The sequence below is a fragment of the Pseudomonas sp. P9_31 genome, assembly GCF_034008235.1.
Lineage (GTDB): Bacteria > Pseudomonadota > Gammaproteobacteria > Pseudomonadales > Pseudomonadaceae > Aquipseudomonas.
In genome coordinates this window covers 500,248-524,842 of sequence record NZ_CP125375.1, presented here as the reverse complement: position 1 = coordinate 524,842, position 24,595 = coordinate 500,248, and the positions used below count along the sequence as shown (strand labels likewise).

At 55.8% G+C, this 24,595-nt stretch carries 23 protein-coding genes; 8 read left to right on the top strand and 15 right to left on the bottom strand.

The genetic code is table 11. The features are described from left to right. The first annotated feature begins 217 nt into the window (after positions 1–217). Positions 218–670: a GNAT family N-acetyltransferase gene (locus QMK51_RS02390; protein ID WP_320393068.1), complete on the top strand. Its 453-nt coding sequence runs from the start codon at positions 218–220 to the stop codon at positions 668–670. A gap of 97 nt (positions 671–767) precedes the next feature. Here QMK51_RS02390 and QMK51_RS02385 read toward each other — a convergent pair whose 3' ends face one another. The 3 genes from QMK51_RS02385 to QMK51_RS02375 form a co-directional block, all read right to left on the bottom strand. Then, a complete protein-coding gene (locus QMK51_RS02385; RefSeq protein ID WP_090178776.1) occupies positions 768–1,064 on the bottom strand; it encodes a winged helix-turn-helix domain-containing protein in 297 nt (98 codons plus the stop codon). A 484-nt stretch (positions 1,065–1,548) separates the two neighbouring features. After that, positions 1,549–2,139: an acyl-homoserine-lactone synthase gene (locus tag QMK51_RS02380; RefSeq protein WP_320393067.1), complete on the bottom strand. Its 591-nt coding sequence runs from the start codon at positions 2,137–2,139 to the stop codon at positions 1,549–1,551. A gap of 127 nt (positions 2,140–2,266) precedes the next feature. Next, positions 2,267–2,983, bottom strand: coding sequence for a LuxR family transcriptional regulator (locus QMK51_RS02375; RefSeq protein WP_320393066.1), 717 nt, complete (start codon positions 2,981–2,983; stop codon positions 2,267–2,269). A gap of 399 nt (positions 2,984–3,382) precedes the next feature. On the opposite strand from QMK51_RS02375, the gene QMK51_RS02370 reads away from it, so the two are divergent. After that, positions 3,383–4,327, top strand: a complete 945-nt coding sequence (locus QMK51_RS02370) for a class I SAM-dependent methyltransferase (RefSeq protein ID WP_320393065.1) — start codon at positions 3,383–3,385, stop codon at positions 4,325–4,327. Positions 4,328–4,411: 84 nt separating this feature from the next. On the opposite strand, the gene QMK51_RS02365 is transcribed toward QMK51_RS02370, so the two are convergent. The 4 genes from QMK51_RS02365 to QMK51_RS02350 form a co-directional block, all read right to left on the bottom strand. Beyond that, positions 4,412–6,082 (bottom strand): B12-binding domain-containing radical SAM protein, encoded by a 1,671-nt coding sequence (locus QMK51_RS02365; RefSeq protein WP_320393064.1) that lies wholly within the window; start codon positions 6,080–6,082, stop codon positions 4,412–4,414. Between the two features lie 124 nt (positions 6,083–6,206). Beyond that, positions 6,207–7,133 (bottom strand): DMT family transporter, encoded by a 927-nt coding sequence (locus QMK51_RS02360; RefSeq protein ID WP_320393063.1) that lies wholly within the window; start codon positions 7,131–7,133, stop codon positions 6,207–6,209. A 260-nt stretch (positions 7,134–7,393) separates the two neighbouring features. Then, complete coding sequence (locus QMK51_RS02355) at positions 7,394–7,885, bottom strand: M48 family metallopeptidase (RefSeq protein WP_320393062.1); 492 nt, start codon at positions 7,883–7,885, stop codon at positions 7,394–7,396. A gap of 45 nt (positions 7,886–7,930) precedes the next feature. Beyond that, positions 7,931–10,054 carry a putative bifunctional diguanylate cyclase/phosphodiesterase gene (locus QMK51_RS02350; RefSeq protein WP_320393061.1) on the bottom strand — a complete coding sequence of 708 codons (2,124 nt, stop codon included), beginning with the start codon at positions 10,052–10,054 and terminating at the stop codon, positions 7,931–7,933. A 317-nt stretch (positions 10,055–10,371) separates the two neighbouring features. On the opposite strand from QMK51_RS02350, the gene QMK51_RS02345 reads away from it, so the two are divergent. Then, positions 10,372–11,040 (top strand): polysaccharide lyase family 7 protein, encoded by a 669-nt coding sequence (locus tag QMK51_RS02345; RefSeq protein ID WP_258698701.1) that lies wholly within the window; start codon positions 10,372–10,374, stop codon positions 11,038–11,040. A 539-nt stretch (positions 11,041–11,579) separates the two neighbouring features. Further along, complete coding sequence (locus QMK51_RS02340) at positions 11,580–11,870, top strand: fructose-bisphosphate aldolase (protein WP_320393060.1); 291 nt, start codon at positions 11,580–11,582, stop codon at positions 11,868–11,870. An 87-nt stretch (positions 11,871–11,957) separates the two neighbouring features. On the opposite strand, the gene QMK51_RS02335 is transcribed toward QMK51_RS02340, so the two are convergent. The 7 genes from QMK51_RS02335 to tkt all read right to left on the bottom strand — a co-directional run bounded on the left by QMK51_RS02335 (position 11,958) and on the right by tkt (position 19,067). Then, positions 11,958–12,431, bottom strand: coding sequence for an RICIN domain-containing protein (locus QMK51_RS02335; RefSeq protein WP_320393059.1), 474 nt, complete (start codon positions 12,429–12,431; stop codon positions 11,958–11,960). 284 nt (positions 12,432–12,715) lie between these two features. Continuing rightward, the gene (gene fba / locus QMK51_RS02330; protein ID WP_007975467.1) at positions 12,716–13,780 is read right to left on the bottom strand and encodes a class II fructose-bisphosphate aldolase; all 1,065 of its coding nucleotides are present in this window, start codon (positions 13,778–13,780) and stop codon (positions 12,716–12,718) included. Positions 13,781–14,031: 251 nt separating this feature from the next. Next, a complete protein-coding gene (locus QMK51_RS02325) occupies positions 14,032–14,364 on the bottom strand; it encodes an MliC family protein (protein WP_258698697.1) in 333 nt (110 codons plus the stop codon). A gap of 56 nt (positions 14,365–14,420) precedes the next feature. Continuing rightward, complete coding sequence (locus QMK51_RS02320; protein ID WP_123719649.1) at positions 14,421–14,642, bottom strand: hypothetical protein; 222 nt, start codon at positions 14,640–14,642, stop codon at positions 14,421–14,423. 34 nt (positions 14,643–14,676) lie between these two features. Further along, positions 14,677–15,840, bottom strand: a complete 1,164-nt coding sequence (locus tag QMK51_RS02315; protein WP_320393058.1) for a phosphoglycerate kinase — start codon at positions 15,838–15,840, stop codon at positions 14,677–14,679. Between the two features lie 17 nt (positions 15,841–15,857). Next, complete coding sequence (epd, locus tag QMK51_RS02310) at positions 15,858–16,919, bottom strand: erythrose-4-phosphate dehydrogenase (RefSeq protein ID WP_258698695.1); 1,062 nt, start codon at positions 16,917–16,919, stop codon at positions 15,858–15,860. Between the two features lie 150 nt (positions 16,920–17,069). Then, positions 17,070–19,067, bottom strand: coding sequence for a transketolase (gene tkt, locus QMK51_RS02305; RefSeq protein WP_258698694.1), 1,998 nt, complete (start codon positions 19,065–19,067; stop codon positions 17,070–17,072). 273 nt (positions 19,068–19,340) lie between these two features. Between tkt and QMK51_RS02300 the strand changes: the two genes are divergently transcribed. The 4 genes from QMK51_RS02300 to QMK51_RS02285 all read left to right on the top strand — a co-directional run bounded on the left by QMK51_RS02300 (position 19,341) and on the right by QMK51_RS02285 (position 23,918). Next, a complete protein-coding gene (locus QMK51_RS02300; RefSeq protein ID WP_258698693.1) occupies positions 19,341–20,336 on the top strand; it encodes an ArsR/SmtB family transcription factor in 996 nt (331 codons plus the stop codon). An 18-nt stretch (positions 20,337–20,354) separates the two neighbouring features. Beyond that, a complete protein-coding gene (gene metK / locus QMK51_RS02295; protein ID WP_258698692.1) occupies positions 20,355–21,545 on the top strand; it encodes a methionine adenosyltransferase in 1,191 nt (396 codons plus the stop codon). Positions 21,546–21,751: 206 nt separating this feature from the next. Then, positions 21,752–23,431: an NAD-dependent DNA ligase LigB gene (gene ligB, locus QMK51_RS02290; protein ID WP_320393057.1), complete on the top strand. Its 1,680-nt coding sequence runs from the start codon at positions 21,752–21,754 to the stop codon at positions 23,429–23,431. 91 nt (positions 23,432–23,522) lie between these two features. After that, positions 23,523–23,918 (top strand): DUF1090 domain-containing protein, encoded by a 396-nt coding sequence (locus tag QMK51_RS02285; protein ID WP_320393056.1) that lies wholly within the window; start codon positions 23,523–23,525, stop codon positions 23,916–23,918. Positions 23,919–24,048: 130 nt separating this feature from the next. Here the strand turns inward: QMK51_RS02285 and QMK51_RS02280 are convergent, their stop codons facing one another. After that, positions 24,049–24,498: a c-type cytochrome gene (locus tag QMK51_RS02280; RefSeq protein WP_258698689.1), complete on the bottom strand. Its 450-nt coding sequence runs from the start codon at positions 24,496–24,498 to the stop codon at positions 24,049–24,051. Positions 24,499–24,595: the final 97 nt, after the last annotated feature.

Here is a 24,595-nt window from a genome sequence, read left to right as displayed (position 1 = left end):
AGCCAAAACTCCAGGGCCCCTCTACCGGCATAACCCAGGTCCTAACATTAGCTCATTGAGGCCATTGCACAGCGCTTCATCGCAGATTACACAAAGAAGACAACCTCGCGAGAAATGAATGATGGCATTTTGGCCTTTATCACAGATTTCTCTGCCATCAAGACATCCCGCGTCAAGGCGCTTAGTATCGGAACAACGTTGTTCAAGGAATGTGAAGATGACAATCGATTGGGTCTGTAAACACCACAGCGATCTGGGTAAAGAGCAGCTGTATGCGATTCTGCAGTTACGCGCCGAGGTATTCGTCGTCGAGCAGAAATGCGTTTATCAGGACATCGATGGCCAGGACCTGGAAGGTGACACCTGCCACTTGATGGGCTGGGACGGGGATCGACTAGTGGCCTATCTGCGCTTGCTCGACCCGGAGTTACAGGGCGGCGACGTGGTGATTGGGCGGGTGATCATTGCTCCCGCTGCACGCGGCACAGGGCTTGGGCATGAAATGATGAGCCAGGCGTTGAAACAGGCCGCCAAACGCTGGCCTGAAGTGCCGATCTACCTCTCGGCCCAGGCACATTTGCAGGGGTACTACGGGCGGTATGGGTTTGTGGTGGTAGGCGAGGAATACCTGGAAGATGACATTCCGCATATTGGGATGCGTCGTTCCTGAGGACCTCTTCGCGAGCAAGCCCGCTCCCACAGGTACAGTGAACTCCTTGTGGGAGCGGGCTTGCCCGCGAAGGCGTCAGCCCTGTCACCACAGCAACTCAGGGGTATTCCAACACCGCTTTAATCTGCCGCAGATTACGCTCGATCCACCCCCGATCAATCGCCCCCCACTCGCGAATCCGATAGCGCCCCGCATGGTTGCGTGCGCCTTCTTCCTGCTCGAATTCACAAATGATATCCAGATCCGCCAACGCCGCGATGGTGTCCTGGGCCGTGCGTCGGGGCATGCCTGTCACTTCGGTCAATGCTGGCACGCTGCTGGCCAGTCCGCTGTCGATCAGGTACGCCACGTACAACCGGCGGTAAAAACTGCTTTTAGTCTTGCTCACGTCCATCCGCTATTCCCCGCCCCCTGATGACCCCAAAAGATCGCAGGCTTGAAGAGCGATAACAAGCCATCAACCTCAATCACAAAACCACCCCGCAATCGCTGCAGACTATCTGTTTTGATAGTGTACATGCAGCGAATTCTCGGACTAGATTCCAGTTAACTAATCTATACGCTCTTCATTGTGCGCCACTGAAGCCTTTTTAAAAGCACTGGCAAAGAGCTAAATGTCGTTTTGGGAGAACAACAATATGACTGTATTTGAACCTGGCGCATGTGTTCGCCTACGCTCGGGGGGAAGGAGGATGGTGGTAAAATCTCCATCATCCGATGTCCATTTGCTCACAACGTCCCTGGTACTGTGTGAATACCGTGCAAAACACCGAATTGTCCAAGGATTTTACGCAGCATGCGATCTGATCGCCACACCTGACAACCTCCCACTCAAGCGGCCATAACTACCTGAATGAATAAATAGGCAGAACACCTTTTTATGGGTACTGACCGACACCATTCAACCCTAAAGCCTTACGAGTAAGGTCACCAAGATCGATAGTCAATGCAACAGCTTTTTCGACCCCAATTTGCAATGGTGTGCCTAGACGGCCGATCTCCAGCCCCGCCTTCAACAACATCCGTTCAATACCTACCGTCGTTACCGTCACATAAGTTTTTATACCATTACGGATACCAAAAGAAGTGACTTCCTTGATAGCCTCGAAGGTTAAATTTGAAAACTGCATTGTTGACTGTTGCCCTGCAGCGACAGCGAATCGACTGAGTTCCCACACATCGCTGGCTTCAGGAGCCGTCGCGGCAAGAAGCTCAGGAAATGTATCCTTGAGCATGTAAGGACCGGTCGTAGGTAACAATCTCCAGCATCCTTGGACATCATTCGGCCGAGCCTGGCTATTGATCAGCATGTAAAACGGATTAAGTGCATCGTATCCATCGATTTCCATACCGGCAATCAGAGTGACGTCCCAACCTTTTTTATACTTGAAAACTTGGGCACGCAAAGTGTGCATGGCTTGAAGTTTTGAGCCATCGAACTCTGTACGTCGGGCGATTTCATACTGCATGAACAGCTCCTCAATTGACTGGCTAGCCAGACAAAACTATTCACTTTCAACTTGATTTTCACCTATCCAATGCAGTAGTTCCTTGAGGAAAAATATTCTGCTACCGTAAAAGCAACCGCCCTGCCTTTCATACGGTTATAAGTCCTAGAGCTATCGCTTTAACGGCAGCGGCACGCCGGGTATTAACTTTGAATTTTGACCTTATGTTTTTAATATGATAGTCAATATTCGCCTCAGAGCAATTGCAGATTTTCGAAATCTCCCATGTAGACTTCCCGATCGCACTCCACTTTAAAATTTCCATTTCACGCGGAGAAAGCATGATATCAGGCTCAGCTTTATGGCTCCTTATAAAACCAAGTGCCTTCTGAAACAACGAATCCTTTAAAAAACTGATCTCCATCAATTTACTGTGAATGAATTTTTCGGCATCCGCATTCTCAGCATCGACTTGCAGGCTTAGCATCCCAAACTCGGCAGCTGGGCCATGAAGCGGAAATGTCACACCCGACTTCAAATTGAAAGACTTGGCTTCTTCCAGAAAGCCCTTCTGCCGGGGTGTCACATACAAATCGTCGTGCCAGATGACATGCCTGACACTACTTCGCGCGTGTGCAACCACAGGATCTATATCAGCATATCCATGGGCGTCGTATCTATCACGCCAAACCGAGGAATAACTGGTCAGAATGATTGCTTCATGCAGCGGAGACTGAGCACTGTCGATAATGCCAAAAAGTGTTTGCTCAAAGCCCATAAAATGGGCTGTTTCGATAATCAGGCTATGCCAACTTTCAATATTCGTTGCTGATTCTAATTGCACTACTCTCTCGAGAAAATCCATTTCCAATACCTCTCCCTTTGCGCCGCATGCTACCACGCACATTGCTACATTCTCAATCCATCTAAGCCGGCAAGCAGCAGGGCCAATATCTTGAAAATACACCCGTATCGTTTGTAATCGCCTTATTTAAAAAATGAGAAAGCCATACAAATAAATCACCTTAAATCTTAAGACTCTTTCTTGACAGCGCCCTATCGAGCATCGTTGAAGTTTTTTTGCGATGCACTTTGGCAGCCTCAGTAGCTTTCGAGAATAAAAAGCCAAACCAGCAAGCAGCTGATGCAAAAACTGTCAACCTTAAAGCGTCCGCATTAGCTATCAAAACAGATAGTGTTCATGGTCCGCTTGGCTTGTTAAGTTCAATCAGTATTTTTTATCATCATCGAGACCCTGTGACCTATGACCACTTCCACTCAGAGCGTCAGTGATTTTTACAGCCGGTTTTCGGCAAGTTATACGCAATACGCCAACGGCACTTCAACACTTGAAGAGATTATCGACCTCAAGGCCTGCAAGGCCGACCACCCTTTCTCCTGGAGCGACTTGCAAACTTGGCAAGCCTTGCAGGAATCCATTGATGCGATCATTCTTGAAAAAGAAAAATCCGGAGAACCGCGAGCCCTTCAACTGCTGGACGTGGGTTGTGGCGATGGAATGTGGGCAATCAGAATCGCAAACTATTGCCTGCAACAAGATATCGCCATAGATATTGAATGTCTGGACTTGTCTACGGACATGCTGCTGCAAGCCGAAAATATGTTTTCAGCTTATATAGAAGCGCGCAAGGGTACTGCTGCACTGTCAGTGACTTACACACAGTGTGATTTGACAAAGGGACTGGCGCACTCGCTTCGACATACAACTTATGATTTGACCCTGTGCCTTCACACTGTCTTGAATCATGTACCGAGTGAACACCTGGCGTTCTGTATTTCAGAGCTTATCGAATACAGTTCCGGCTTTCTTTACTTCTCGGTCAAGCCGCCCTTCAGTCGCCCGACGTTCTACGCCGCCCCAATGTCTGAGATCTTGCATTATGAAAGGCGCGACGAGCATCTCTATGCCCTGGACCGGAAGGGTCACTTCCATGTCGTACGCTCTAACCTGATTTCACGCAAACAGCTGGATGAACTGTTGAGCGGGCATCCCGTGAGCTATGACTTCATTGCACTGGATGTGCTGATATCGCGCTTCCTGCCGGATCCTAGATGGCTAGGTGATGAAAAGCACACCAGCTCTCTTCCGATGGATGATCTTCTCGCGCTGGAAGCAAGAACTGGCCTCAATCCGAAATACCTGGATTTTGCCAATCATATTCTCGCGGTGGTCAACACACGTCAGTAGCAGGACGGTACAGATAACAAGCCAGCCGCCGCACTTCGCATCAAAGAAGTGCGGGGCGGTCATGGATAGCCACCCTTGAGCAGATCAAGCGCCTATTGCGATGATGTTAGTAGCCTCATCCTCGAACGATGCGTGTGTGAAAAGGTCTTCGAATCGCTCGCTCGAGAGGTAATGCACCTCATCGTAATCATCAATTAACGCGTCACTATTAAGCATTTTGGCCATGGCACCGCGCGCTTGAGTGATTTCCAAAGGGGAAAAAAACTGGGTCTTCAGGGAGCCGAGATAAAAGGTAATGACTTCGGGATCTTGCGTCAGATCAAACTCAAGATTCTGTTTGTAACGCCTGAAGTCAACGGTACCAGGCAGCAACGAAAGAATATAAATATTAAAATAAACCTGAACCTGCGGATTAAACGCCTTACACAGAGTACGAATTTGCAACGAACGGAGATAAGTCAGGCTCAAACTTTGTTCATCATCCTCGGGCCGACCGATAATCACATTGAACGAAAGCGAATGAATTCCAGTATTAACGATTTCCTCAATAACATCCTTGATAACACCCAGTGGCTTTAGCTTCCTGAATAATTTCGAACAGTCATCCGTCAAATTTTCCAGCGGCAATGTTGCGCGATAGCAACCCACCAATTCACCATTGACAAATTCGGAGTCAAACATGACACGAATCAATTCACGATCCACGACACCTTGATATTCAAACTGCCCCAATTCGATACCATTGGTAAATTCCCAGCTAAACCCCATATCCCTTGCAAGGTTAAACATATCAAACAACTCATCCCGCCCCGTTGAGAACACTTGCTTCCCTGAGGTAGAACGATGAATACGGGACAACAAGTTATCCTCTTGAAACAAGAGCGTCCTGATTCCTTTGCTTTTGAAATAATCGAAATGCCGTCTTATTTTTTCAAGTTGCATAAACCTGAATCGGCCTTTGGTCGTCGGCGTTGCACAGAACGAACAAGCTTGCGCACATCCACGCGAAGTTTCCACACTGATAAATGGACCTTCAATACCGTAGGGCGGCTTACCCTCACCGGTATCGGAGTAACGCTCTAGATCGACAATATCCAGGTTGGGAGGAGGCATATCGTTGACATCATAGGCTCCCGTTTTTGTTAAGAACGATTTGACCGTGTGAACAATTTCACCCTCCATGGCACGATAGGCAATATTGGGGACCGCGCTATAATCCTTACCCTTGTCGACACATTCCAGCAACTCGGCAAAACAAAGCTCTCCTTCACCTTTAACGACCACATCAGCGCCAACGGAAACATGATAGTCCGGCTCTACAGTGGCGTCGGTTCCGCCCAGCACAATAACGGCATCAGGATTTTGCTCTTTACAGTACTGTATGAAGTCAACGACAATTCGACGAGAATGAGTGAAATTAGAATTAATTCCAATAACATCCGATTCCTGGATTTCTTTTATAACGGCATTGAACGGTAAGCCTACGCGGTACTTTTCCAGCACCAGATCACCGAAACAAAGTTCTCCGTACTTCTCTTTGAGCCTGTCTTCAACCCGCAGCGCGCCTTGTGTTTGCATGTCACATATTCGCACATCAACAATGACACCGCGTGCCAGCATGGCTTCTTTCAATCCTGCTGCCAACGCCGTTAAAGGCGCCTTATGCATACTCGTCCTCACCGTGCCAAGAAAACGATCATCGCCTTTGACACATTGTCCTGGCGCGGGAACCGAAAAAAGGGTAACCGTCAACATAGCTCTATATTCCTTGTGTTATTCCACTAAGAAGCCAGCCCCTTGAAATTAACAAGGGGCAGAACAGGATGAGTTCGGGATCGGTTTTATCAGACTTGAATAACAATCTGATCCAGCGTGTGCATCACTCACGAATAAACAGTGTCTTACGACGCAAGCGCGTCAAAAAGAAACGATGATCAATCAATCCGATGGACACACCGAAGATAACCAACATCATGGACATCATTTGCGTCCAATCGACGTTCTCGTTAAGGATCAAAACAGAAAATAGCAACGTGAAAATAGGAATGAGATTAAAGTACATCCCCCCCTCGGAAGCACTCACCTTGGAGATACCTATATTGAAAAAAGTATAGGCACCGGCCGTCACGATGGTTCCAAGATAGAGAACCGCCAATAAAACATGCATACTGACTTCGCGGGGAATATCCGACTCATAAATGGCAAAAGGAAGAAAAAACACAGTCCCTATAAAACTTTGCAGTGCCGCCAATAAAAACGGAGAGTATTGCCCGGACAATTTCTTCAACATAACGGTGTATACAGCTGCACACGCCATCGCCAACAATTCCAGAAAATTACCTTTCACTGGTGCAATAGCTGCCTCGCTCTTCGTACCCGTCAAACATAATAGGATTACGCCGAGCGTGGCGATAACCCCACCCAAGCATTGCGAGACACTGGGTTTTTCTCGAAGTGCAAAAAAACCGAAGGCAATAATAAATATCGGAAGAAAGGCAAATACGACACCCGCCTGGGACGCTGTTGTATATTGAAGGGCCATTGTTTCAAAGATGAAATACAGACACGGCTCGAGCGCGCCCATTATCAACAAATACACATAGTCCTTCTTTTCTATTTTTGCCTGCCCCTTATATTTCCATAACATCAAGAAAAATAGGCTTCCGAGTGCCAAACGAGAAAAAATAAGCAAAAACGGAGGCACCTCTTCAAGTGCTATTTTCAAGGCGATGAAAGCGCTGGCCCACAACGCCATTGCCATCGTCAGACACATCATTGCCTTCATATTTTCGAATATTGACGTCATCCAACTTGCCCTTGCGTAAATTTGGCGGCAACGCTGAATGCGCTCCGGCAAAAAAATGGGAACAGCAGTGATTTACGATGGGTAGGGCATAGTTGAAAAAGGTATCAGGGAACACCTTGCTTCAGAACTATTGATTTAGGTAGTTGCCTTCACTGCGCAATTCAGTTTAGCTTCCGAGGCTCGTCTGCATGCACTCTGGAATGTTCGGAGTCCACATCACAGGTGTTTGACTTTATTGACACCTATTCACCTTTCGATTTTTACTGCATATCCCGCCACGTCAGGTACACCCGTAAATCGAACTCCACCTGGTGATACCCCGGCAACATGTGTTCGCACAGTTTGTAGAACGCCTTGTTGTGATCCGACTCTTTGAAGTGCGCCAGCTCATGCACCACGATCATTTTCAGAAACTGCGGCGCCGCATCCTTGAACAGCGAGGCGATGCGAATTTCTTTCTTGGCCTTGAGCTTGCCACCCTGCACCCGGGAGATCGCGGTGTGCAGGCCGAGCGCGCGGTGGGTCAGGTCCAGGCGGTTGTCGAATAACACCTTGTCGATGGCCGGGGCGTTACGCAGGTATACCTGCTTGAGGTCCAGGGCATAGGCGTACAGCGCCTTGTCGCTCTGCACCCCGTGCTTTTCCGGATAGCGCTGGCTCAGGTAATCGCCCAGCCGACCGTCGGCGATCAACTGGCGCACCTGGTCCTGCAACGCAGCGGGGTAGGCCTGGAGGTATTTCAACACAGTCATTGGGGCGGCAACACGCGTCACGAAAAGGTCGCCAGTGTAGCGAATTCAACTCGTCAGCGCGCTCCAGTCGAACGGTTCGACAAAGTGACGGGTGTCCTCGGCCATCAACGGCCGCGCTACCAGAAAACCCTGTACATACTGGCAACCGTTGGCCTGCAGCCACTCATATTGCGCCACGGTTTCAACCCCTTCGGCAATCACCAGCAGACCGAACTGTTTGCACAAATCGATGACACTGCGCGCCAGCGCCGCATCCCGTGCGGACCCCGGCAACCGGGCAATCAAATGCCGGTCGAGTTTGAGCGTGTCCAGTTCCAGATCTCGCAAGTGCGCCAGCGAACAAGCCCCGGAGCCGAAGTCATCCAGCGCCACCCGCACCCCCAGATTGCGCAACAAGCGCAGTTGTTTGCGGGTTTCATCGGGGTTATGCATCAAGGCCTCTTCCGTGACCTCCACCTCCAGCTGACGCGGCTTCAAACCATGACGCTCCAATACCTGACGCAACTCGGTGACCAGGTTGGGCAAACCGAACTGCGTGCTGCTCAAACTGACACCCAACACCAGATCTTCGGCAAATAACGTTTCCCAGGCTTTTCGCTGTTTGGCCCCGCGATGATAAATCCAGCTGCCCAGGCGACTGATCAACCGCGCCTCTTCCAGCAACGGCAAAAACAGCCCCGGCGGTACATCGCCGACACTCGGATGCTGCCAGCGCAGCAACGCCTCGAACCCGCGAATCCGGCCATCGGCAATGGCCACCTGAGGCTGATACACCAGGTTGAAATCGCGGTTCTCGATGGCCGTGCGCACGCTTTCTTCGAGCATCAGCCGCGAGCGCGCCCGGCCGTTCATTTCGTGATCGTAGAAACGATATTGCTGACGCCCGGCACGCTTGGCTTCGTACATGGCAATGTCGGACGCGCGCATTAATCCGTCCAGATTAGCCCCGCAATCGGGGTAAGTGGCAATGCCGATGCTGGCGCCCAAGACGATGTCCATGCCTTCGATTTGCTGACAGATCGACACCCGCTCGATGAGTTTCTCGGCAATCTTGGCTGCTTGCTCGGGGAGTTCAAGATCCAGCAGCGCGGTGAACTCATCGCCGCCCATCCGCGCCAGAATGTCGAAAGGCCGCAGACACGCCTTCAACTGCTCGGACACCCAACGCAGCACCCGGTCGCCGGCATCGTGACCGAGGGAATCGTTAACCCGCTTGAAGCCGTCGAGGTCCAGGTACAACAGCACCCACGTGCTGTCGGAGCGTTCGCCACGCAGCAGCAGGTTTTCAACGGTCTGATAGAAACCCCGGCGATTGAGCAGACCGGTCAGCGGGTCGGTCACCGCCTGGAACTCCAGCTGCTGATGCAGATGGCGCACCACCGACATGTCCAGCACCGTCACCACCATGGCGTGTTGTTCGATGGGTAACGGCGCGCAGGACAACGCTACCGGCACTTGCTGGCCGGGCGCCGTGCGCAGCAACGCATCGTGCAGGCGCAGGGTTTCACCGCGCTTGTAGCCGGCAAACAATTCGGAGTCGACCCAGATCGGGATGTGCGGTTTTTGCAGGAAATCCAGAAACTCTTTGCCTTGCAGGTCGTGCACCGTGGCATTGAGCAGGCGAGACATCGCCGGGTTGGCAAAGCGAATCAGCCCGTCCTCGCCCACCACCAGAATGCCTTCGGCGGCATTATCCAGCACCGAGGCATTGAAGGCTCGGGCGACTTCCAGGTCATGACTCAACCGCTGCAAGGCACGGCGATTACGCTGGTGCTCCAGCAAGGCCTGGACTTTGGGTTTGAGAATTTGCGGGTCGAACGGTTTGAACAGGTAATCCACCGCGCCACTGGCATAGCCCTTGATCACAGCATCCTGGGACTGTTCGTTGGCGGTGAGGAAAATGATCGGCGTGAGGCGGGTTCGCTGGCTGCCACGCATCAGACGCGCCACTTCGAAACCGTCCATGCCCGGCATCTGCACATCCAGCAGCACCAGGTCGACATCGTGTTCGAGTAACAGGCCAAGGGCCTCAAAGCCGGAAGCCGCGGTGATGACCTGCCAGTCCTGGCGCTGTAACAAGGCGCGCATGCTGATCAGGTTTTCAGGGTAATCATCAACAATTAAAAGGATTGGGCTGCCTTCATCTGGCGTAAGTTGTGCGCATTCCATGCTGCATCTCTTGTTCGGGAACTCAGGCCGGCCTCTTGTGAAAACCGGACATATGTTGCGACTTCACTCTAGCCCCGGATCCGCGAAAGCAGAAGCTGCCGGTGTGCCATCACTTAAGCAAAGTTTCAGAAGCCGACTAACGGTCAGTCCTACAGCCCCCGGAAACCGGGAAAGATGGCATTTCGACAGGATGTTGACGCCAACCATCTGCCGGACGGGCGTTAACAAAGCTGTCTTCTACGCTTATAAAGACCCCCCGAAGGCACGTGCTAGAGCGTCTGGCACGTGCGTGCAGCAAAAAATGTGGAAGTTTGAATATGATCGATCTCGCAACCTGGAACCTCAGTGTTCCTGTCGGCAGCCCGCCGTATACCGTCGAAACAGCCAAGCTGGTGGACGGCTTCAAGGATCAATACTTCCACTCCGATACCGGCACGTTGTTTTTCTGGTCTCCGGTGACCGGCTCCCGCACTGAAAACGCGATTTACCCTCGCACCGAACTGCGCGAAACCTACAGCAATGGCACGCTGAAAAACTGGTACTACCCCGACGCGGACAATTCCCTGCGTGCGACCCTTTCGGTCAGCAAGGTACCCAGCTCGGGCAAGATCGTTATTGGCCAAATCCACGCCTACAACAGCCAGAAGCCCATGGTGAAGGTCGAGTATCAATATAAAGACTACAGCACGACCGGCAACATCGTCGCCAAAGTGCGCATGCACCCCGACGACGACACCCCCCGGGTCATCACCATCGCCACCGGCGTGAAACTCAATCAGGAATTCTCCTACCTCATCCACCTCAGCCCGGGCGGTGCATTAGGCATCAGTGCGGCGGGCTACCAGTGGGACACCGACATCAGCGCGATGTGGCGTGATAAGCCGTTGTACTTCAAGGCCGGGGTCTATGTGCAGGACAACACCGGGTACACCAGCGAGGGCGGGGAAGTGACGTTCAGCAAACTGGATATCGATCACGATACGTAATCCCTAAAAGATCGCAGCCTTCGCGCGCCCTGTAGGAGCTGCCGAAGGCTGCAATCTTTTGATCTTCAGCTCCGAAAACCTCGTAGGAATCCACCCATTGTGGTGAGAGGGCTTGCCCCCCGTTGGGCTGCGAAGCAGCCCCAAATCCTGCGACCCAATTTCCTCAGACACACCGCAGTGCCCGGTTTTACGACGGCTGCACCACCGAACAGGGACAACCCCCTCACCACAACGACCACGTTGGGTCCTACAGCCCGGCTGCGGTCACCAAAGTCGCCGCTTATAGTTCGTCCCGTCGCTGACAGCAATCGGCGATAGGGTTTCGCAGCCCTACAGTACAAGTCGTAACCAAGCACCATAATGAGCAACGACGGGCGCATCAGCGCCCATCGTCAGTTTTATGGTGGCTGTGTGTGGGAGACCTTCGGGTCTGCCGGGTTTCCTTGTACCTCGGTCTGCGAACCCGCGCACAGCGACCACCCAATTCGTTTCGCAGCGAACGGCAGTAGCTCTTCTTTTATGCACAGGAAGATTTACTTATGACCATGAACAACCCGCCCCGCCGCTTCACCCCTATGTCTCAATTCGCCACCGACTACCCCGTCCTGCTCATCGACAGCGACGCCCCGCTACGTGAACGCCACAACTGCGTCAGCGAGCGTCTCAACGCCGTCCTCAAATACCTGAACCTCATGGCCTGCACCAGCCTGCCCGACTACGCCGAGAACGACATCAATACCGTCACTAACATCGCCCGGATCCTGTTCCAGGACGTGAGCGATGTGTTTGGGGTGATTGAACAGCGTGGGTTTGATACACCTAAAGATTAGCAATCAGCTTTCAGGCGATAAAAACCCGCATTTTTGCGGGCTTTTTACTATACATACCAGACACTTTCGACAACTAACTCATTACGGTCATACCGGATTAAATTGCCACTTCTGATAGCTATCTTCTTCGGTTTGATCATCCCACTGAATACAGTAGCGATCGTTGGCCGTACTTCGATCCTGCGGACCGATGTACATTCCTGAATTAATGTTGCGAATCAACCAATTGCCATTAGGGAGCGGTTTGAAGTCCCACTCCTGAAACGCCAACCCTTGAGTATGATACTGAATGACCGTGGCCCCGTTACCGGTACTTTGGCCGCGAATGCAAGCGACTCTCATGCTGTACTGATTGAACAGGACCCAAGAGGTGCTTCTAAACTGGATGATCTGCCAGACTTGTGGGTTTTCGAGCGTTGGCTTGTCGAGTCTGTCGCGAATGGTCAGACTTGCATTATCGTTGGGCCAGTTTGAGGCATCACCCTCAATACTCAAATAACGTCCACTTTTTATGTTCTGTATCATTACTCTAGCGTGGGGTTGTCTAGGATCGAAAGACATTCAATTTACCTTCCTTGTAAGTGACCACGTTGCGAACATAAGGCCCTGCCCGTGGTCTGTCGGCAGGGTCAACTTAGTACACTTTTCGGAGCGGCGATTCATGAACCATAGAACAGCTCATCGGTATTCGCCAACGGCCCATTCTCTTACCCCACTCATAAGGGCGGCGCTCCAGCGCGATCACCATTTGATTCACTGAGCATCAGCTGCGCCGCGTAAATCTCCGCCCACAAAAAACCCGCCTCACGGCGGGTTTTTCATCAGCGGCGGTTTCTCGCTCAGGCTTAGTTAACCTTAGCGTTCAACTCACCTTTCAGATAACGCTGATACATCCCTTCCAACGAGATCGGCTTGATCTTCGAAGCATTACCGGCAGTACCGAACGCTTCATAACGAGCGATACATACATCACGCATCGCGGTCACGGTAGCACCGAAGAACTTACGCGGATCGAATTCGCTAGGGTTGGTGGCCATCAGGCGACGCATCGCGCCGGTGGAGGCCAGGCGCAGGTCGGTGTCGATGTTGACCTTGCGCACGCCGTGCTTGATGCCTTCGACGATTTCTTCAACCGGTACGCCGTAGGTTTCTTTGATGTCGCCGCCGTACTGGTTGATGATCGCCAGCCACTCTTGCGGAACCGAAGACGAACCGTGCATCACCAGGTGGGTGTTCGGGATGCGTTTGTGGATTTCTTTGATGCGGTCGATGGCCAGCACGTCGCCGGTAGGTGGCTTGGTGAACTTGTAGGCGCCGTGGCTGGTGCCGATCGCGATGGCCAGGGCGTCGACTTGGGTGCGTTTGACGAAGTCAGCGGCTTCTTCCGGGTCGGTCAGCATTTGGCTGTGATCCAGAACGCCTTCGGCGCCGATGCCGTCTTCTTCACCGGCCATACCGGTTTCCAGCGAACCCAGGCAGCCCAGCTCGCCTTCTACCGAAACGCCACAGGCGTGAGCCATGGCTACGGTTTGTTGGGTAACGCGGACGTTGTAGTCGTAGTCGGTCGGAGTCTTGCCGTCTTCGCCCAAGGAGCCGTCCATCATCACCGAGCTGAAGCCCAGCTGGATGGAGCGCTGGCAGACGTCAGGGCTGGTGCCGTGGTCCTGGTGCATGCACACCGGGATGTGCGGGAATTCTTCGATGGCCGCCAGGATCAGGTGACGCAGGAACGGGGCGCCTGCGTATTTGCGAGCACCGGCCGAAGCCTGGACGATCACCGGGGAGTCAGTCTTGTCAGCGGCTTCCATGATGGCGCGCATCTGCTCAAGGTTGTTGACGTTGAAGGCTGGAACGCCGTAGCCGAACTCGGCTGCGTGGTCCAGCATCTGGCGCATGCTGATAAGTGCCATTGTGTGTGTCTCTCCCGGTTGAGGGTCGTTAATCGTGCCAGCCTGCCGTAGCGGCGGCGGCTATTCAAGTTATTGCAGATCGGGGGTTGGCCCGGGCTGCGGATTCGGTGTAACTAAAATCTCAAGAACTACACAGACCCACTGTGGGAGCGAGCCTGCTCGCGATAGCGGTCTTGCAGTCAACAGTGCAGCGACTGTCAGACCGCTATCGCGAGCAGGCTCGCTCCCACATCAGGTCCGTGGCGTGTCAGTTACTGCGCTTTACAACCGCGGCCGATCAAATCATTGGTGGCGACCCAGTACACCAGGCCTTCCTCACCTTTTACGTGAAACGCCAGCATGTCGTTGCTGTACAGCGAACCTTCGGCGCCCGGTTCAAGCTTCAGGCGGTAAACCTGATCAGCACCGCCCAGGCGAACGTCGACTTCCTTGCGGCTGACATCAGTGTAGCGCCAGAGCACCTTGGCCTGACTGTCGCAGGTCCAGGTGGTCCAGCTGTCCGCAGGCTTGGCAGCGTTGAACAGATTCAAACTGGAGCAACCTGCCAGCAATGCCAGTGCCGCAACGGCGATAAAGCCTTTCATCCGTGTTCCTCGACTGACGGCGCACGCCGCCCGCCTTGAGTAAAGAGTCAGACCCGTCAAGGGCAGCCATGTTCCTTGGCCGGGGTCTGTGTCTCGTATTTGTCCAGGCCATCCGGCCCGGAACGCTTGTTGATCACCGGGTTGGTTTCCGCTTGCCAGTCGGCCTGGTAGCAGCCTTTTTCCTGTGTTTGCGGCGCGGGTTCCGGCGTGGCTTTCGGGTTACTCCCGCAAGCCGCCAGCATACCCGCGGCGATCAACAGCACCAGGGTCCTGACCATGTGAACACTCCTTTGCCTGGTCAAATGGGCGACCTCAGACCTTGGCCCGGCTTTCCAGGACTTCAACGGCCGGCAGCACTTTGCCTTCGACGAATTCGAGGAACGCGCCGCCGCCGGTAGAAATGTAGGAGATTTGATCGGCAACGCCATATTTATCAATGGCCGCCAGGGTGTCGCCACCGCCAGCGATGGAGAACGCCGAGCTTTCAGCGATGGCCTGGGCCAGCACTTTGGTGCCGTTGCCGAACTGGTCGAATTCGAACACACCCACCGGGCCGTTCCACAGGATGGTCTTGGACGACTTCAGCAGCTCGGCGAAATTCGCCGCGGTCTGCGGGCCGATGTCCAGAATCATGTCGTCTGCCGCCACGTCGGCGATCAGCTTGACGGTGGCGGTGGCGCTTTCAGCGAATTCCTTGGCGACCACTACGTCCACCGGCAGTGGCACGCTGACTTTGGCGGCGATTTCGCGTGCAGTGTCCAGCAGGTCTGGCTCGTACAGGGACTTGCCGACCGGGTGACCGGCCGCGGCCAGGAAGGTGTTGGCGATGCCGCCACCGACGATCAGCTGGTTGCAGATCTGGCTCAGGCTGTTGAGCACGTCGAGTTTGGTCGACACTTTGGAACCGGCCACGATAGCGGCCATTGGCTGAGCCGGGGAGCCCAGGGCCTTGCCCAGTGCGTCCAGTTCAGCGGCCAGCAACGGGCCAGCGGCGGCGACTTTGGCGAACTTGGCCACGCCGTGGGTCGAACCCTCGGCACGGTGAGCGGTGCCGAAGGCGTCCATCACGAACACGTCGCACAGGGCCGCGTATTGCTTGGCCAGTTCGTCAGCGTTCTTTTTCTCGCCCTTGTTGAAGCGCACGTTTTCGAACAGCACGATGTCGCCGGCTTTCACGTCGACGCCGCCCAGGTAATCGGACACCAGCGGCACTTCGCGGCCCAGCGCCTTGCTCAAGTAGTCAGCCACCGGCTTGAGGCTGTTCTCGGCCGAGAACTCGCCTTCGGTCGGACGGCCAAGGTGCGAGCAAACCATCACGGCCGCGCCTTTTTCCAGGGCCAACTTGATGGTCGGCAGCGAAGCCAGGATTCGCGCATCGCTGGTGACAACACCGTCCTTGACTGGGACGTTGAGGTCTTCGCGGATCAGTACGCGCTTACCTTGCAGATCGAGGTCGGTCATCTTCAACACGGTCATGGGTCGCAATTCCTGGGTTACTGTTTTGGAGAAGCTGTTGGAGTAGCTGTTTGCAGATAGTGTTCTGCAACATCCAGCATTCGGTTGGCAAACCCCCATTCGTTGTCGAACCAGGCCAGGATGTTCACCAGCCGTGGGCCGGAAACGCGGGTCTGACTGGCATCGACGATCGCCGAATGTGGGTCATGGTTGAAATCACAACTGGCGTGAGGCAACTCGGTGTAGGCCAGAAGGCCTTTGAGCGGGCCATGGGTGGCGGCCTCGCGCAGAATCCGGTTGACCTCGGTGGCGTCGGTATCGCTTACGGTCTGCATCGTAATGTCGAGGCAAGACACGTTAACCGTCGGCACCCGCACGGCTTTGGCCTGAATTCGCCCGGCAAGTTCCGGCAGCAAGCGTTCAATGCCTCGCGCCAGACCAGTGGACACCGGAATCACCGATTGAAACGCCGAGCGGGTGCGGCGCAGGTCTTCGTGGTGATAAGCGTCGATCACCGGCTGATCGTTCATCGCCGAGTGGATGGTGGTGATCGACACGTATTCCAGACCAATGGCCTGATCCAGCAGGCGCAACAGCGGCACGCCGCAGTTGGTGGTGCAGGACGCGTTGGACACCAGCAGCTCGTCGCCGGTCAGGCAATCCTGGTTCACGCCGTAGACGATGGTGGCGTCGACATCCGCCTCGCTGGCCATCGGCTGGGAAAACAGCACCCGTGGCGCACCGGCGTCGAGGAAACGCTGGCCATCCTGACGGGTGTGATAAGCGCCGGAGCACTCCAGCACCAGATCGACGCCCAACGACGCCCAATCGATGCCTTCAGGGGTGGCACTGCGCAGGACCTTCACGCAGTCGCCATTAATATGCAGACAATCGCCCTCGACCTTCACTTCACCGGGAAACCGCCCGTGAGTGGAGTCGAAGCGTGTCAGGTATTCGATGCTGGCCATGTCCGCCAGATCGTTGATCGCGACAATTTCAAACCCAGCCGTCGAGCCTCGCTCAAACAACGCACGCAAGACGCAACGACCAATCCGGCCGTAGCCGTTGAGTGCAACTTTGTAAGGACGCGGTTGAGGCATGGGGTTCTCGATTACCGTGGTGAATCTGTCATTGCAGCGCTGGCTGGACCACCGTCTTCGCGAGCAAGCCCGCTCCCACAGGAGAATGCGATCTCATGTGGGAACGGGCTTGCTCGCGAAGGCGGCAGTCCGGATAACGCAACTTCTGGATCAGTCTTCCAGCAGCTCTTCAGCCTGACCCAGGATGTTTTCCAGGGTGAAACCGAACTCTTCGAACAAGGCAGGCGCAGGCGCCGACTCGCCGTAGGTGGTCATGCCGATCACGCGGCCTTCCAGGCCCACGTACTTGTACCAGTAGTCCGCGTGGGCGGCTTCGATGGCGATACGCGCGCTGACCTGCAACGGCAGAACCGATTGCTTGTAACCGGCATCCTGGGCTTCGAAGACGCTGGTGCACGGCATCGACACCACACGGACCTTTCGGCCTTGCTCGGTCAGTTTGTCGAAGGCTTGAACCGCCAGGCCGACTTCCGAACCGGTGGCGATCAGGATCAGCTCAGGCTCGCCTGCGCAGTCCTTCAACACGTAACCGCCACGGGCGATCTCTTCGATCTGGATCGCATTGCGGGTTTGGTGCTGCAGGTTCTGACGAGAGAAGATCAGCGCCGAAGGACCGTCGTCACGCTCCAGGGCGAACTTCCAGGCCACCGCCGATTCAACGGCATCGGCCGGGCGCCAGGTGTCGAGGTTCGGCGTGCAGCGCAGGCTGGCCAGTTGCTCGATCGGCTGGTGCGTCGGGCCGTCTTCGCCCAGACCGATGGAGTCGTGGGTGAACACATAGACGATGCGTTTCTTCATCAGTGCCGACATGCGTACCGCGTTGCGGGCGTATTCCATGAACATCAGGAAGGTCGCGCCGTAAGGCACCAGGCCGCCGTGCAGGGCCACGCCGTTCATGATCGCGCTCATGCCGAACTCGCGAACGCCGTAGTACATGTAGTTGCCACTGGCGTCTTCAGCGGTGACGCCTTTGCAGCCTTTCCACAGGGTCAGGTTGGAACCGGCCAGGTCAGCCGAACCGCCGAGCAGTTCCGGCAGCAACGGGCCGAACGCGTTCAGGGCGTTCTGGCTGGCTTTACGGCTGGCGATGGATTCGCCTTTGGCCGCGACTTCAGCGATGTAGGCTTGGGCCTTCTCGGCGAAATCGGTCGGCAGGTCGCCGCTCAGACGACGAACCAGTTCGTTGGCCAGCTCAGGGAAGTCGGCGGAGTAAGCAGCGAAACGCTGATCCCACTCGGCTTCGGCCGCGCGACCGGCTTCCTTGGCATCCCACTCGGCATAAATGTTGGCCGGGATTTCGAACGGGCCGTGGTTCCACTTCAGGGCTTCACGGGTCAGAGCGATTTCCGCGTCACCCAGCGGGGCGCCGTGGCAATCTTCCTTGCCTTGCTTGTTCGGCGAACCGAAGCCGATGGTGGTTTTGCAGCAGATCAGCGTCGGTTGTGCGCTTTTACGCGCGGTTTCGATGGCGATCTTGATTTCTTCCGGGTCGTGACCGTCGACGTTGCGGATCACTTGCCAGTTGTAGGACTCGAAACGCTTCGGCGTGTCGTCGGTGAACCAGCCTTCGACTTCGCCGTCGATGGAGATACCGTTGTCATCATAGAAGGCGATCAGCTTGCCCAGGCCCAAGGTACCGGCCAGGGAGCTGACTTCATGGGAAATGCCTTCCATCATGCAGCCATCACCGAGGAACACGTAGGTGTGGTGATCGACGACGTTGTGGCCAGGACGGTTGAACTGCGCCGCCAGGACTTTTTCCGCCAGGGCGAAACCCACGGCATTGGCCAGGCCCTGGCCCAATGGACCAGTGGTGGTTTCAACGCCAGGGGTGTAGCCGTATTCCGGGTGACCCGGGGTGCGGCTGTGCAGCTGGCGGAAGTTTTTCAGGTCATCGATCGATAGGTCGTAGCCGGTCAGGTGCAGCAGCGAGTAGATCAACATCGAGCCGTGACCGTTGGACAGCACGAAGCGGTCACGGTCGGCGAACGATGGATTGCTCGGGTTGTGCTTGAGGTAGTCACGCCAAAGTACTTCGGCGATATCCGCCATACCCATAGGGGCACCGGGATGGCCGCTGTTGGCTTTTTGCACGGCATCCATGCTGAGGGCACGAATGGCGTTGGCACGCTCACGACGGCTGGGCATCGCTGATCTCCTGCGGGTTCTGAATTGAGAGTGAATAAAACGAAACGGAAAAAAGGCGAGCATTTTCCCTCACCCACCCGCCTCGGGGCAATGACAGATAGTCATCTGAAGGCGTTTTTCCCATGCATAACGACGTATTCGGCTGATGAAACCTTTCCGCTGCTCGTTTGTTGACTGAACCTAACGTTAAGAAGTGCCATCTATCGAGCAATATCAAAACTTTTTGATATTGCTCTTGCGATGATTTCTGAGCGTCACTAGACTGCTGGCCTTATGAATTTACGCGTGCCTTCCATTCAACATGACGATTGCGATGAGCTGGCGGCCCTGTGCAAGGCCGGCGGCGATCCTCTGCGGCTGAATGTATTGCGCGCGCTGGCCAACGACTCGTTCGGCGTACTGGAACTGGCGCAGATCTTCGGCATCGGCCAGTCCGGCATGAGTCATCACCTCAAGGTATTGGCCCAGGCCGATCTGGTGGCGACCCGCCGTGAAGGCAATGCGATTTTCTACCGTCGCGCCCTGCCCCACACCGACTTGCCGGGCGGCAAGCTACATGCCGCACTGCTGGAAGAAGTGGACAACCTGACCCTGCCGACTGACGTTCAGTCGCGGATCGGTCAGGTCCACGGGCAACGGGCTGCGGCCAGCCAGGACTTTTTCTCACGGGTCGCGGAGAAATTTCGCGCCCAGCAAGACTTGATCGCCGGCCTGCCGCAATACCGCGAAAGCGTGGTGGCACTGCTCGACAAGTTGAGTTTCGGACCCGGCGCCACGGCCATCGAAGTGGGCCCCGGCGATGGCGCTTTTCTGCCAGAGTTGGCGCGTCGGTTTACCCAAGTCACAGCACTGGACAATAGCCCGGCGATGCTCGAACTGGCCCGCCAGGTCTGCGAACGTGAAACGCTGGCTAACGTCAGCCTGCAATTGGCCGATGCATTGAACGGTGTGAGCCTTCAGGCCGATTGCGTTGTACTGAACATGGTGCTGCACCATTTTGCCGCGCCGGCCGAAGCGCTCAAGCACATGGCCGACTTGCTGCAACCAGGCGGTAGCCTGTTAGTGACAGAGTTATGTAGCCACAACCAGAGTTGGGCCAGGGAGGCCTGCGGTGATCTCTGGTTGGGGTTTGAACAGGACGATCTGGCCCGTTGGGCCACCGCTGCGGGACTCGTTCCCGGGGAAAGCCTCTATGTAGGTTTACGTAATGGTTTCCAGATTCAGGTCCGCCACTTTCAGCGACCGGCTGGCGACACTCACCATCGGTAAATTCAGGAAACAATCGAGATGAGCGAATACTCCCTCTTCACCTCCGAGTCCGTGTCTGAAGGGCATCCGGACAAAATCGCCGACCAGATTTCCGATGCGGTGCTGGACGCCATCATTGCTGAAGACAAGTTCGCCCGCGTGGCGTGCGAGACTCTGGTAAAAACCGGCGTGGCAATCATCGCAGGTGAAGTCACCACGTCGGCCTGGGTCGATCTGGAAGACATCGTCCGTAACGTGATTCTCGACATCGGCTACAACAGCTCCAATGTCGGCTTCGACGGTGCGACCTGCGGTGTGATGAACATCATCGGCAAGCAGTCCCCCGACATCAACCAAGGCGTTGATCGTGCCAAGCCTGAAGACCAGGGCGCCGGCGACCAGGGCCTGATGTTCGGCTATGCCAGCAACGAAACCGACGTGCTGATGCCAGCACCGATCACCTTCTCGCACCAATTGGTTCAGCGTCAGGCCGAAGCCCGTAAATCCGGCCTGCTGCCTTGGCTGCGCCCGGACGCCAAGTCGCAAGTAACCTGCCGCTACGAAAACGGCAAGGTTGTCGGTATCGACGCCGTTGTACTGTCGACCCAGCACAACCCGGAAGTGTCGTACAAAGACCTGCGCGAAGGCGTGATGGAACTGATCGTCAAGCACGTACTGCCTGCCGAATTGCTGTCCAAGGACACCCAGTTCCACATCAACCCGACTGGCCAGTTCATCATCGGTGGCCCGGTGGGCGACTGCGGCCTGACCGGTCGCAAGATCATCGTCGACAGCTACGGCGGCATGGCCCGTCACGGCGGTGGCGCGTTCTCCGGTAAAGATCCATCGAAGGTGGACCGTTCGGCAGCCTACGCTGGTCGTTATGTGGCCAAGAACATCGTGGCTGCCGGCCTGGCCGAGCGTTGCGAGATTCAGGTTTCCTACGCAATCGGCGTCGCTCAACCGACTTCGATTTCGTTGAACACCTTCGGCACCGGCAAAATCAGCGACGACAAGATCGTCAAACTGGTTCGCGAAGTGTTCGACCTGCGTCCATACGCGATCACCACCATGCTCGACCTGCTGCACCCGATGTACCAGGAAACCGCTGCGTACGGCCACTTCGGTCGCACCCCGGAATCCAAGACCGTGGGCAACGATACGTTCACCACGTTCACCTGGGAAAAAACCGACCGCGCCGACGACCTCCGTTCGGCTGCCGGCCTGTAAGACTTTCCTGGCGGCACCCAAAGCCCCGCACGGTTCGCCGTGCGGGGCTTTTTATTGCCCTGCTGCTCAAGACCGTGTCGCCGCCTTCGCGAGCAAGCCCAGTCACCTCTGCATCACGCCAGAAACACTCAGCAAAAAGACCATCCGTTGCACCCACCAACACTGATCTAGCCTTGAAAGCATCCCAACGAGCAAGGACGCTCCCGATGCTGCCCAACCTGCGCCTGTTTTTCGGTTTCCTGCTGACCCTCACCTGCCTGACCGCCAATGCCACCGAATGCCCTGACTGGCCGCCGGCCCGCGCTCTGGACGAAATCACCGCACTGCAAGAGCGAATAGACCTCTGGGACGACAGCTATCATCGCGAAGGCCGCTCCTTGGTCGCCGATGAACTCTACGATCAGTCCCGAGCGCGACTGAGCGAATGGCGCGAATGTTTTGATTCCGGTCCCTCCCCCGAACCGTTGCGTACGGCCGGCGGCACGCTTGCTCATCCCATCGCCCATACCGGCCTGGAAAAACTGCGCGATGGGCGCGCTGTCGAAGCCTGGCTAAAAGATCGCGAGGATGTGTGGATTCAGCCCAAGGTCGACGGCGTGGCGTTGACGCTGATCTATCGCAACGGCCGACTACATCAGGCGATCAGTCGGGGTGACGGGGTAAACGGCCAGGACTGGACCGCCTCGGCGCGTCAGATCGCCGCCATCCCTCAAAAACTTCCGCAACCGCTGGACCTGTTGCTGCAAGGCGAACTCTATTGGCGCCTGACCGAACAGGTGCAAGCCCAGGCCGGCAGCCTCAATGCCCGCACCACGGTGGCCGGATTGATGGCGCGCAAGGCGCTGAGCCCTGAGCAAGCCGCCGGTATCGGGCTGTTTGTCTGGGATTGGCCGCAAGGCCCGAGAAGCCTGCCGGCCCGCGTGGCGGCTCTGGATGAGCTGGGGTTCCCGAGCACGACGCCCTACAGTCAGCCGATCGAGACATTTGCCGATGCCGAACGCTGGCGCGATCACTGGTATCGCTCGCCCCTGCCCTTCGCCAGCGATGGCATCGTTTTGCGTCAGGACCAGCGTCCACCGGCCGAGCGCTGGCAGGCAAAAACGCCTTACTGGAGCGTCGCCTGGAAATACCCCTTTGCCCAGGCGCTGGCCGAGGTGCGCAAGGTCCACTTCAAGATCGGACGCACTGGCCGGATCACACCGGTGCTGGATCTGGCACCGGTGATGCTCGATGACCGGCAGATCAAGCGCGTCAGTGTCAGCTCCCTGCAACGCTGGGAAGCGCTGGACATTCGTCCTGGCGATCAGGTCGCCATCAGCCTGGCGGGGCTGACCATCCCCAGGCTCGACGGTGTCGTATTGCGCAGCACCGAACGCCCTGAATTGAATGTACCGCGGGCAGCAGACTTTCATCCGTTAAGCTGCTGGCAGCCGACACCCGGATGCGAAAGCCAATTCCTCGCACGCCTTAGCTGGCTCAGCGGCAAACAAGGACTGGCCTTGCCCCATGTCGGGCCAGGTACCTGGGAGAAACTGCTCAAGGCCGAACGCCTCGGCAGCCTGCTCGATTGGTTGACCCTCGATGAGCAAGAGCTTGCTAACATTGACGGCTTCGGCGAACGCAGCAGTGCTCGCCTCTTGAACAGTTTCAACAGCGCCCGACAACGCCCGTTCGCTCGCTGGCTCAAAGCCCTGGGCTTGCCGCCAACCGGCCAGGCGCGCCTCGCCGATTCATGGCAGGTGCTGGCGCAACGAAACACCGAACAATGGCAGGCCGAAGCCGGCATCGGCCCGGGACGCGCCGCGCAATTGAGCGCTTTTTTCCGCGACCCTCAAGTGCTGGCCTTGAGCGAGACATTACGTGTTGCCGGGATTGACGGTTTTTAGCAGCCGGCGATGCCCGCTGGCCCGGGAACCCAAAGGTACCGATGCGCTCAAACAGCCCATTGCTACATCGACTTTTTCACCTGGAGCTTTTATGAAACTTCTTTCACCGCTCGCCTTGCTGGCCCTGTGCAGCGTGATGGCCGCTCCATTGATGGCCACCGAAGAGGCCCCTGGCCTGACCGGTTGCGCCGCCAAAAAACAAGGCATCATCAACCAGATCGAACTGGCCAAGTCCCGCGGTAACGCCGATCAACAGGCTGACCTGGAAACCGCTCTGAGCGAAGTCACCGCCCATTGCACCGACGCCTCCCTGAAGAAGGAACGGGAAAACAAGGTGCTCGACGCCAAGCACGAAGTCAGCAGGCGTCAGGCCGATCTCGACAAGGCGATGAAAAAAGGCGACGCCGAGAAAATCGACAAGCGCAAAGACAAACTGGCTCAATCGCGCAAGGAATTGCAGGAAGCGCTGGATGAGTTGGATAAGTAAGCAGAGGTAAACGATCAAGGATTTTTGTCATGCTCCGGGCAGCCTTCGCGAGCAAGCCCGCTCCCACAAGTGCGGTGATTTCCTGTGGGAGTGGGCTTGCTTGCGAAGACGTTAGCCAGAGCGCCGCAAATCAATGATCCCGAAACTCTTTATGGCAAGCACTACAAGCATCTTCGACCTTCTGTACAGCCGGCCCCAGGTTGCTGGCCTTGTAGGGCTGAATCTTGCTGGCAATCACCAATTCACCGGTGGCGCCTTCAAGGGTGCGGGCCATTTCCTGGAAGCGGGCCTGCTTCTGCCAGACATCGTCCTTGGCGCTGGTGTGAGCATCTTCGCGCACTTGCGGAAAATGCTTCCACGGCTCACGGGACAACGTGTCGAGTTTCACAGCGCCGTCAGCGAATTTCGGGCCATCGAACGGAATACGCCCACGCAACATGCCGCCCAGGTCTTCGCCGGTCTTGAGCATCTGCTTGAAGATCGCCTTGCGCTGACCCAGCGGCGAATTCGGGTCGACACCACCGCAGGCGGACAAGGTCAGGCAGGCCAGCAATACAACAGAAAGTCTTTTAAGAGTCATGGTGGCTTCAGGTCACTGGTAACGGCCGCCAGTATCCTCGCGTCACCGGCAAAGACCAATAGCCCTATTATCAATGCGGGTTGTTTGAGCGCATGGA

Coding starts and splice junctions, on each gene's coding strand:
- QMK51_RS02345 (WP_258698701.1), top strand. CDS start 10,372: ATGATCGATCTCGCAACCTGGAACCTCAGTGTTCCTGTCGGCAGCCCG.
- epd (WP_258698695.1), bottom strand. CDS start 16,919: ATGCCTCAACCGCGTCCTTACAAAGTTGCACTCAACGGCTACGGCCGG.
- metK (WP_258698692.1), top strand. CDS start 20,355: ATGAGCGAATACTCCCTCTTCACCTCCGAGTCCGTGTCTGAAGGGCAT.
- QMK51_RS02360 (WP_320393063.1), bottom strand. CDS start 7,133: ATGACGTCAATATTCGAAAATATGAAGGCAATGATGTGTCTGACGATG.
- QMK51_RS02280 (WP_258698689.1), bottom strand. CDS start 24,498: ATGACTCTTAAAAGACTTTCTGTTGTATTGCTGGCCTGCCTGACCTTG.
- QMK51_RS02315 (WP_320393058.1), bottom strand. CDS start 15,840: ATGACCGTGTTGAAGATGACCGACCTCGATCTGCAAGGTAAGCGCGTA.
- QMK51_RS02300 (WP_258698693.1), top strand. CDS start 19,341: ATGAATTTACGCGTGCCTTCCATTCAACATGACGATTGCGATGAGCTG.
- QMK51_RS02325 (WP_258698697.1), bottom strand. CDS start 14,364: ATGAAAGGCTTTATCGCCGTTGCGGCACTGGCATTGCTGGCAGGTTGC.
- fba (WP_007975467.1), bottom strand. CDS start 13,780: ATGGCACTTATCAGCATGCGCCAGATGCTGGACCACGCAGCCGAGTTC.
- QMK51_RS02380 (WP_320393067.1), bottom strand. CDS start 2,139: ATGCAGTATGAAATCGCCCGACGTACAGAGTTCGATGGCTCAAAACTT.
- QMK51_RS02320 (WP_123719649.1), bottom strand. CDS start 14,642: ATGGTCAGGACCCTGGTGCTGTTGATCGCCGCGGGTATGCTGGCGGCT.
- QMK51_RS02365 (WP_320393064.1), bottom strand. CDS start 6,082: ATGTTGACGGTTACCCTTTTTTCGGTTCCCGCGCCAGGACAATGTGTC.
- tkt (WP_258698694.1), bottom strand. CDS start 19,067: ATGCCCAGCCGTCGTGAGCGTGCCAACGCCATTCGTGCCCTCAGCATG.
- QMK51_RS02335 (WP_320393059.1), bottom strand. CDS start 12,431: ATGTCTTTCGATCCTAGACAACCCCACGCTAGAGTAATGATACAGAAC.
- ligB (WP_320393057.1), top strand. CDS start 21,752: ATGCTGCCCAACCTGCGCCTGTTTTTCGGTTTCCTGCTGACCCTCACC.
- QMK51_RS02340 (WP_320393060.1), top strand. CDS start 11,580: ATGACCATGAACAACCCGCCCCGCCGCTTCACCCCTATGTCTCAATTC.
- QMK51_RS02370 (WP_320393065.1), top strand. CDS start 3,383: ATGACCACTTCCACTCAGAGCGTCAGTGATTTTTACAGCCGGTTTTCG.
- QMK51_RS02390 (WP_320393068.1), top strand. CDS start 218: ATGACAATCGATTGGGTCTGTAAACACCACAGCGATCTGGGTAAAGAG.
- QMK51_RS02375 (WP_320393066.1), bottom strand. CDS start 2,983: ATGGATTTTCTCGAGAGAGTAGTGCAATTAGAATCAGCAACGAATATT.
- QMK51_RS02385 (WP_090178776.1), bottom strand. CDS start 1,064: ATGGACGTGAGCAAGACTAAAAGCAGTTTTTACCGCCGGTTGTACGTG.
- QMK51_RS02355 (WP_320393062.1), bottom strand. CDS start 7,885: ATGACTGTGTTGAAATACCTCCAGGCCTACCCCGCTGCGTTGCAGGAC.
- QMK51_RS02350 (WP_320393061.1), bottom strand. CDS start 10,054: ATGGAATGCGCACAACTTACGCCAGATGAAGGCAGCCCAATCCTTTTA.
- QMK51_RS02285 (WP_320393056.1), top strand. CDS start 23,523: ATGAAACTTCTTTCACCGCTCGCCTTGCTGGCCCTGTGCAGCGTGATG.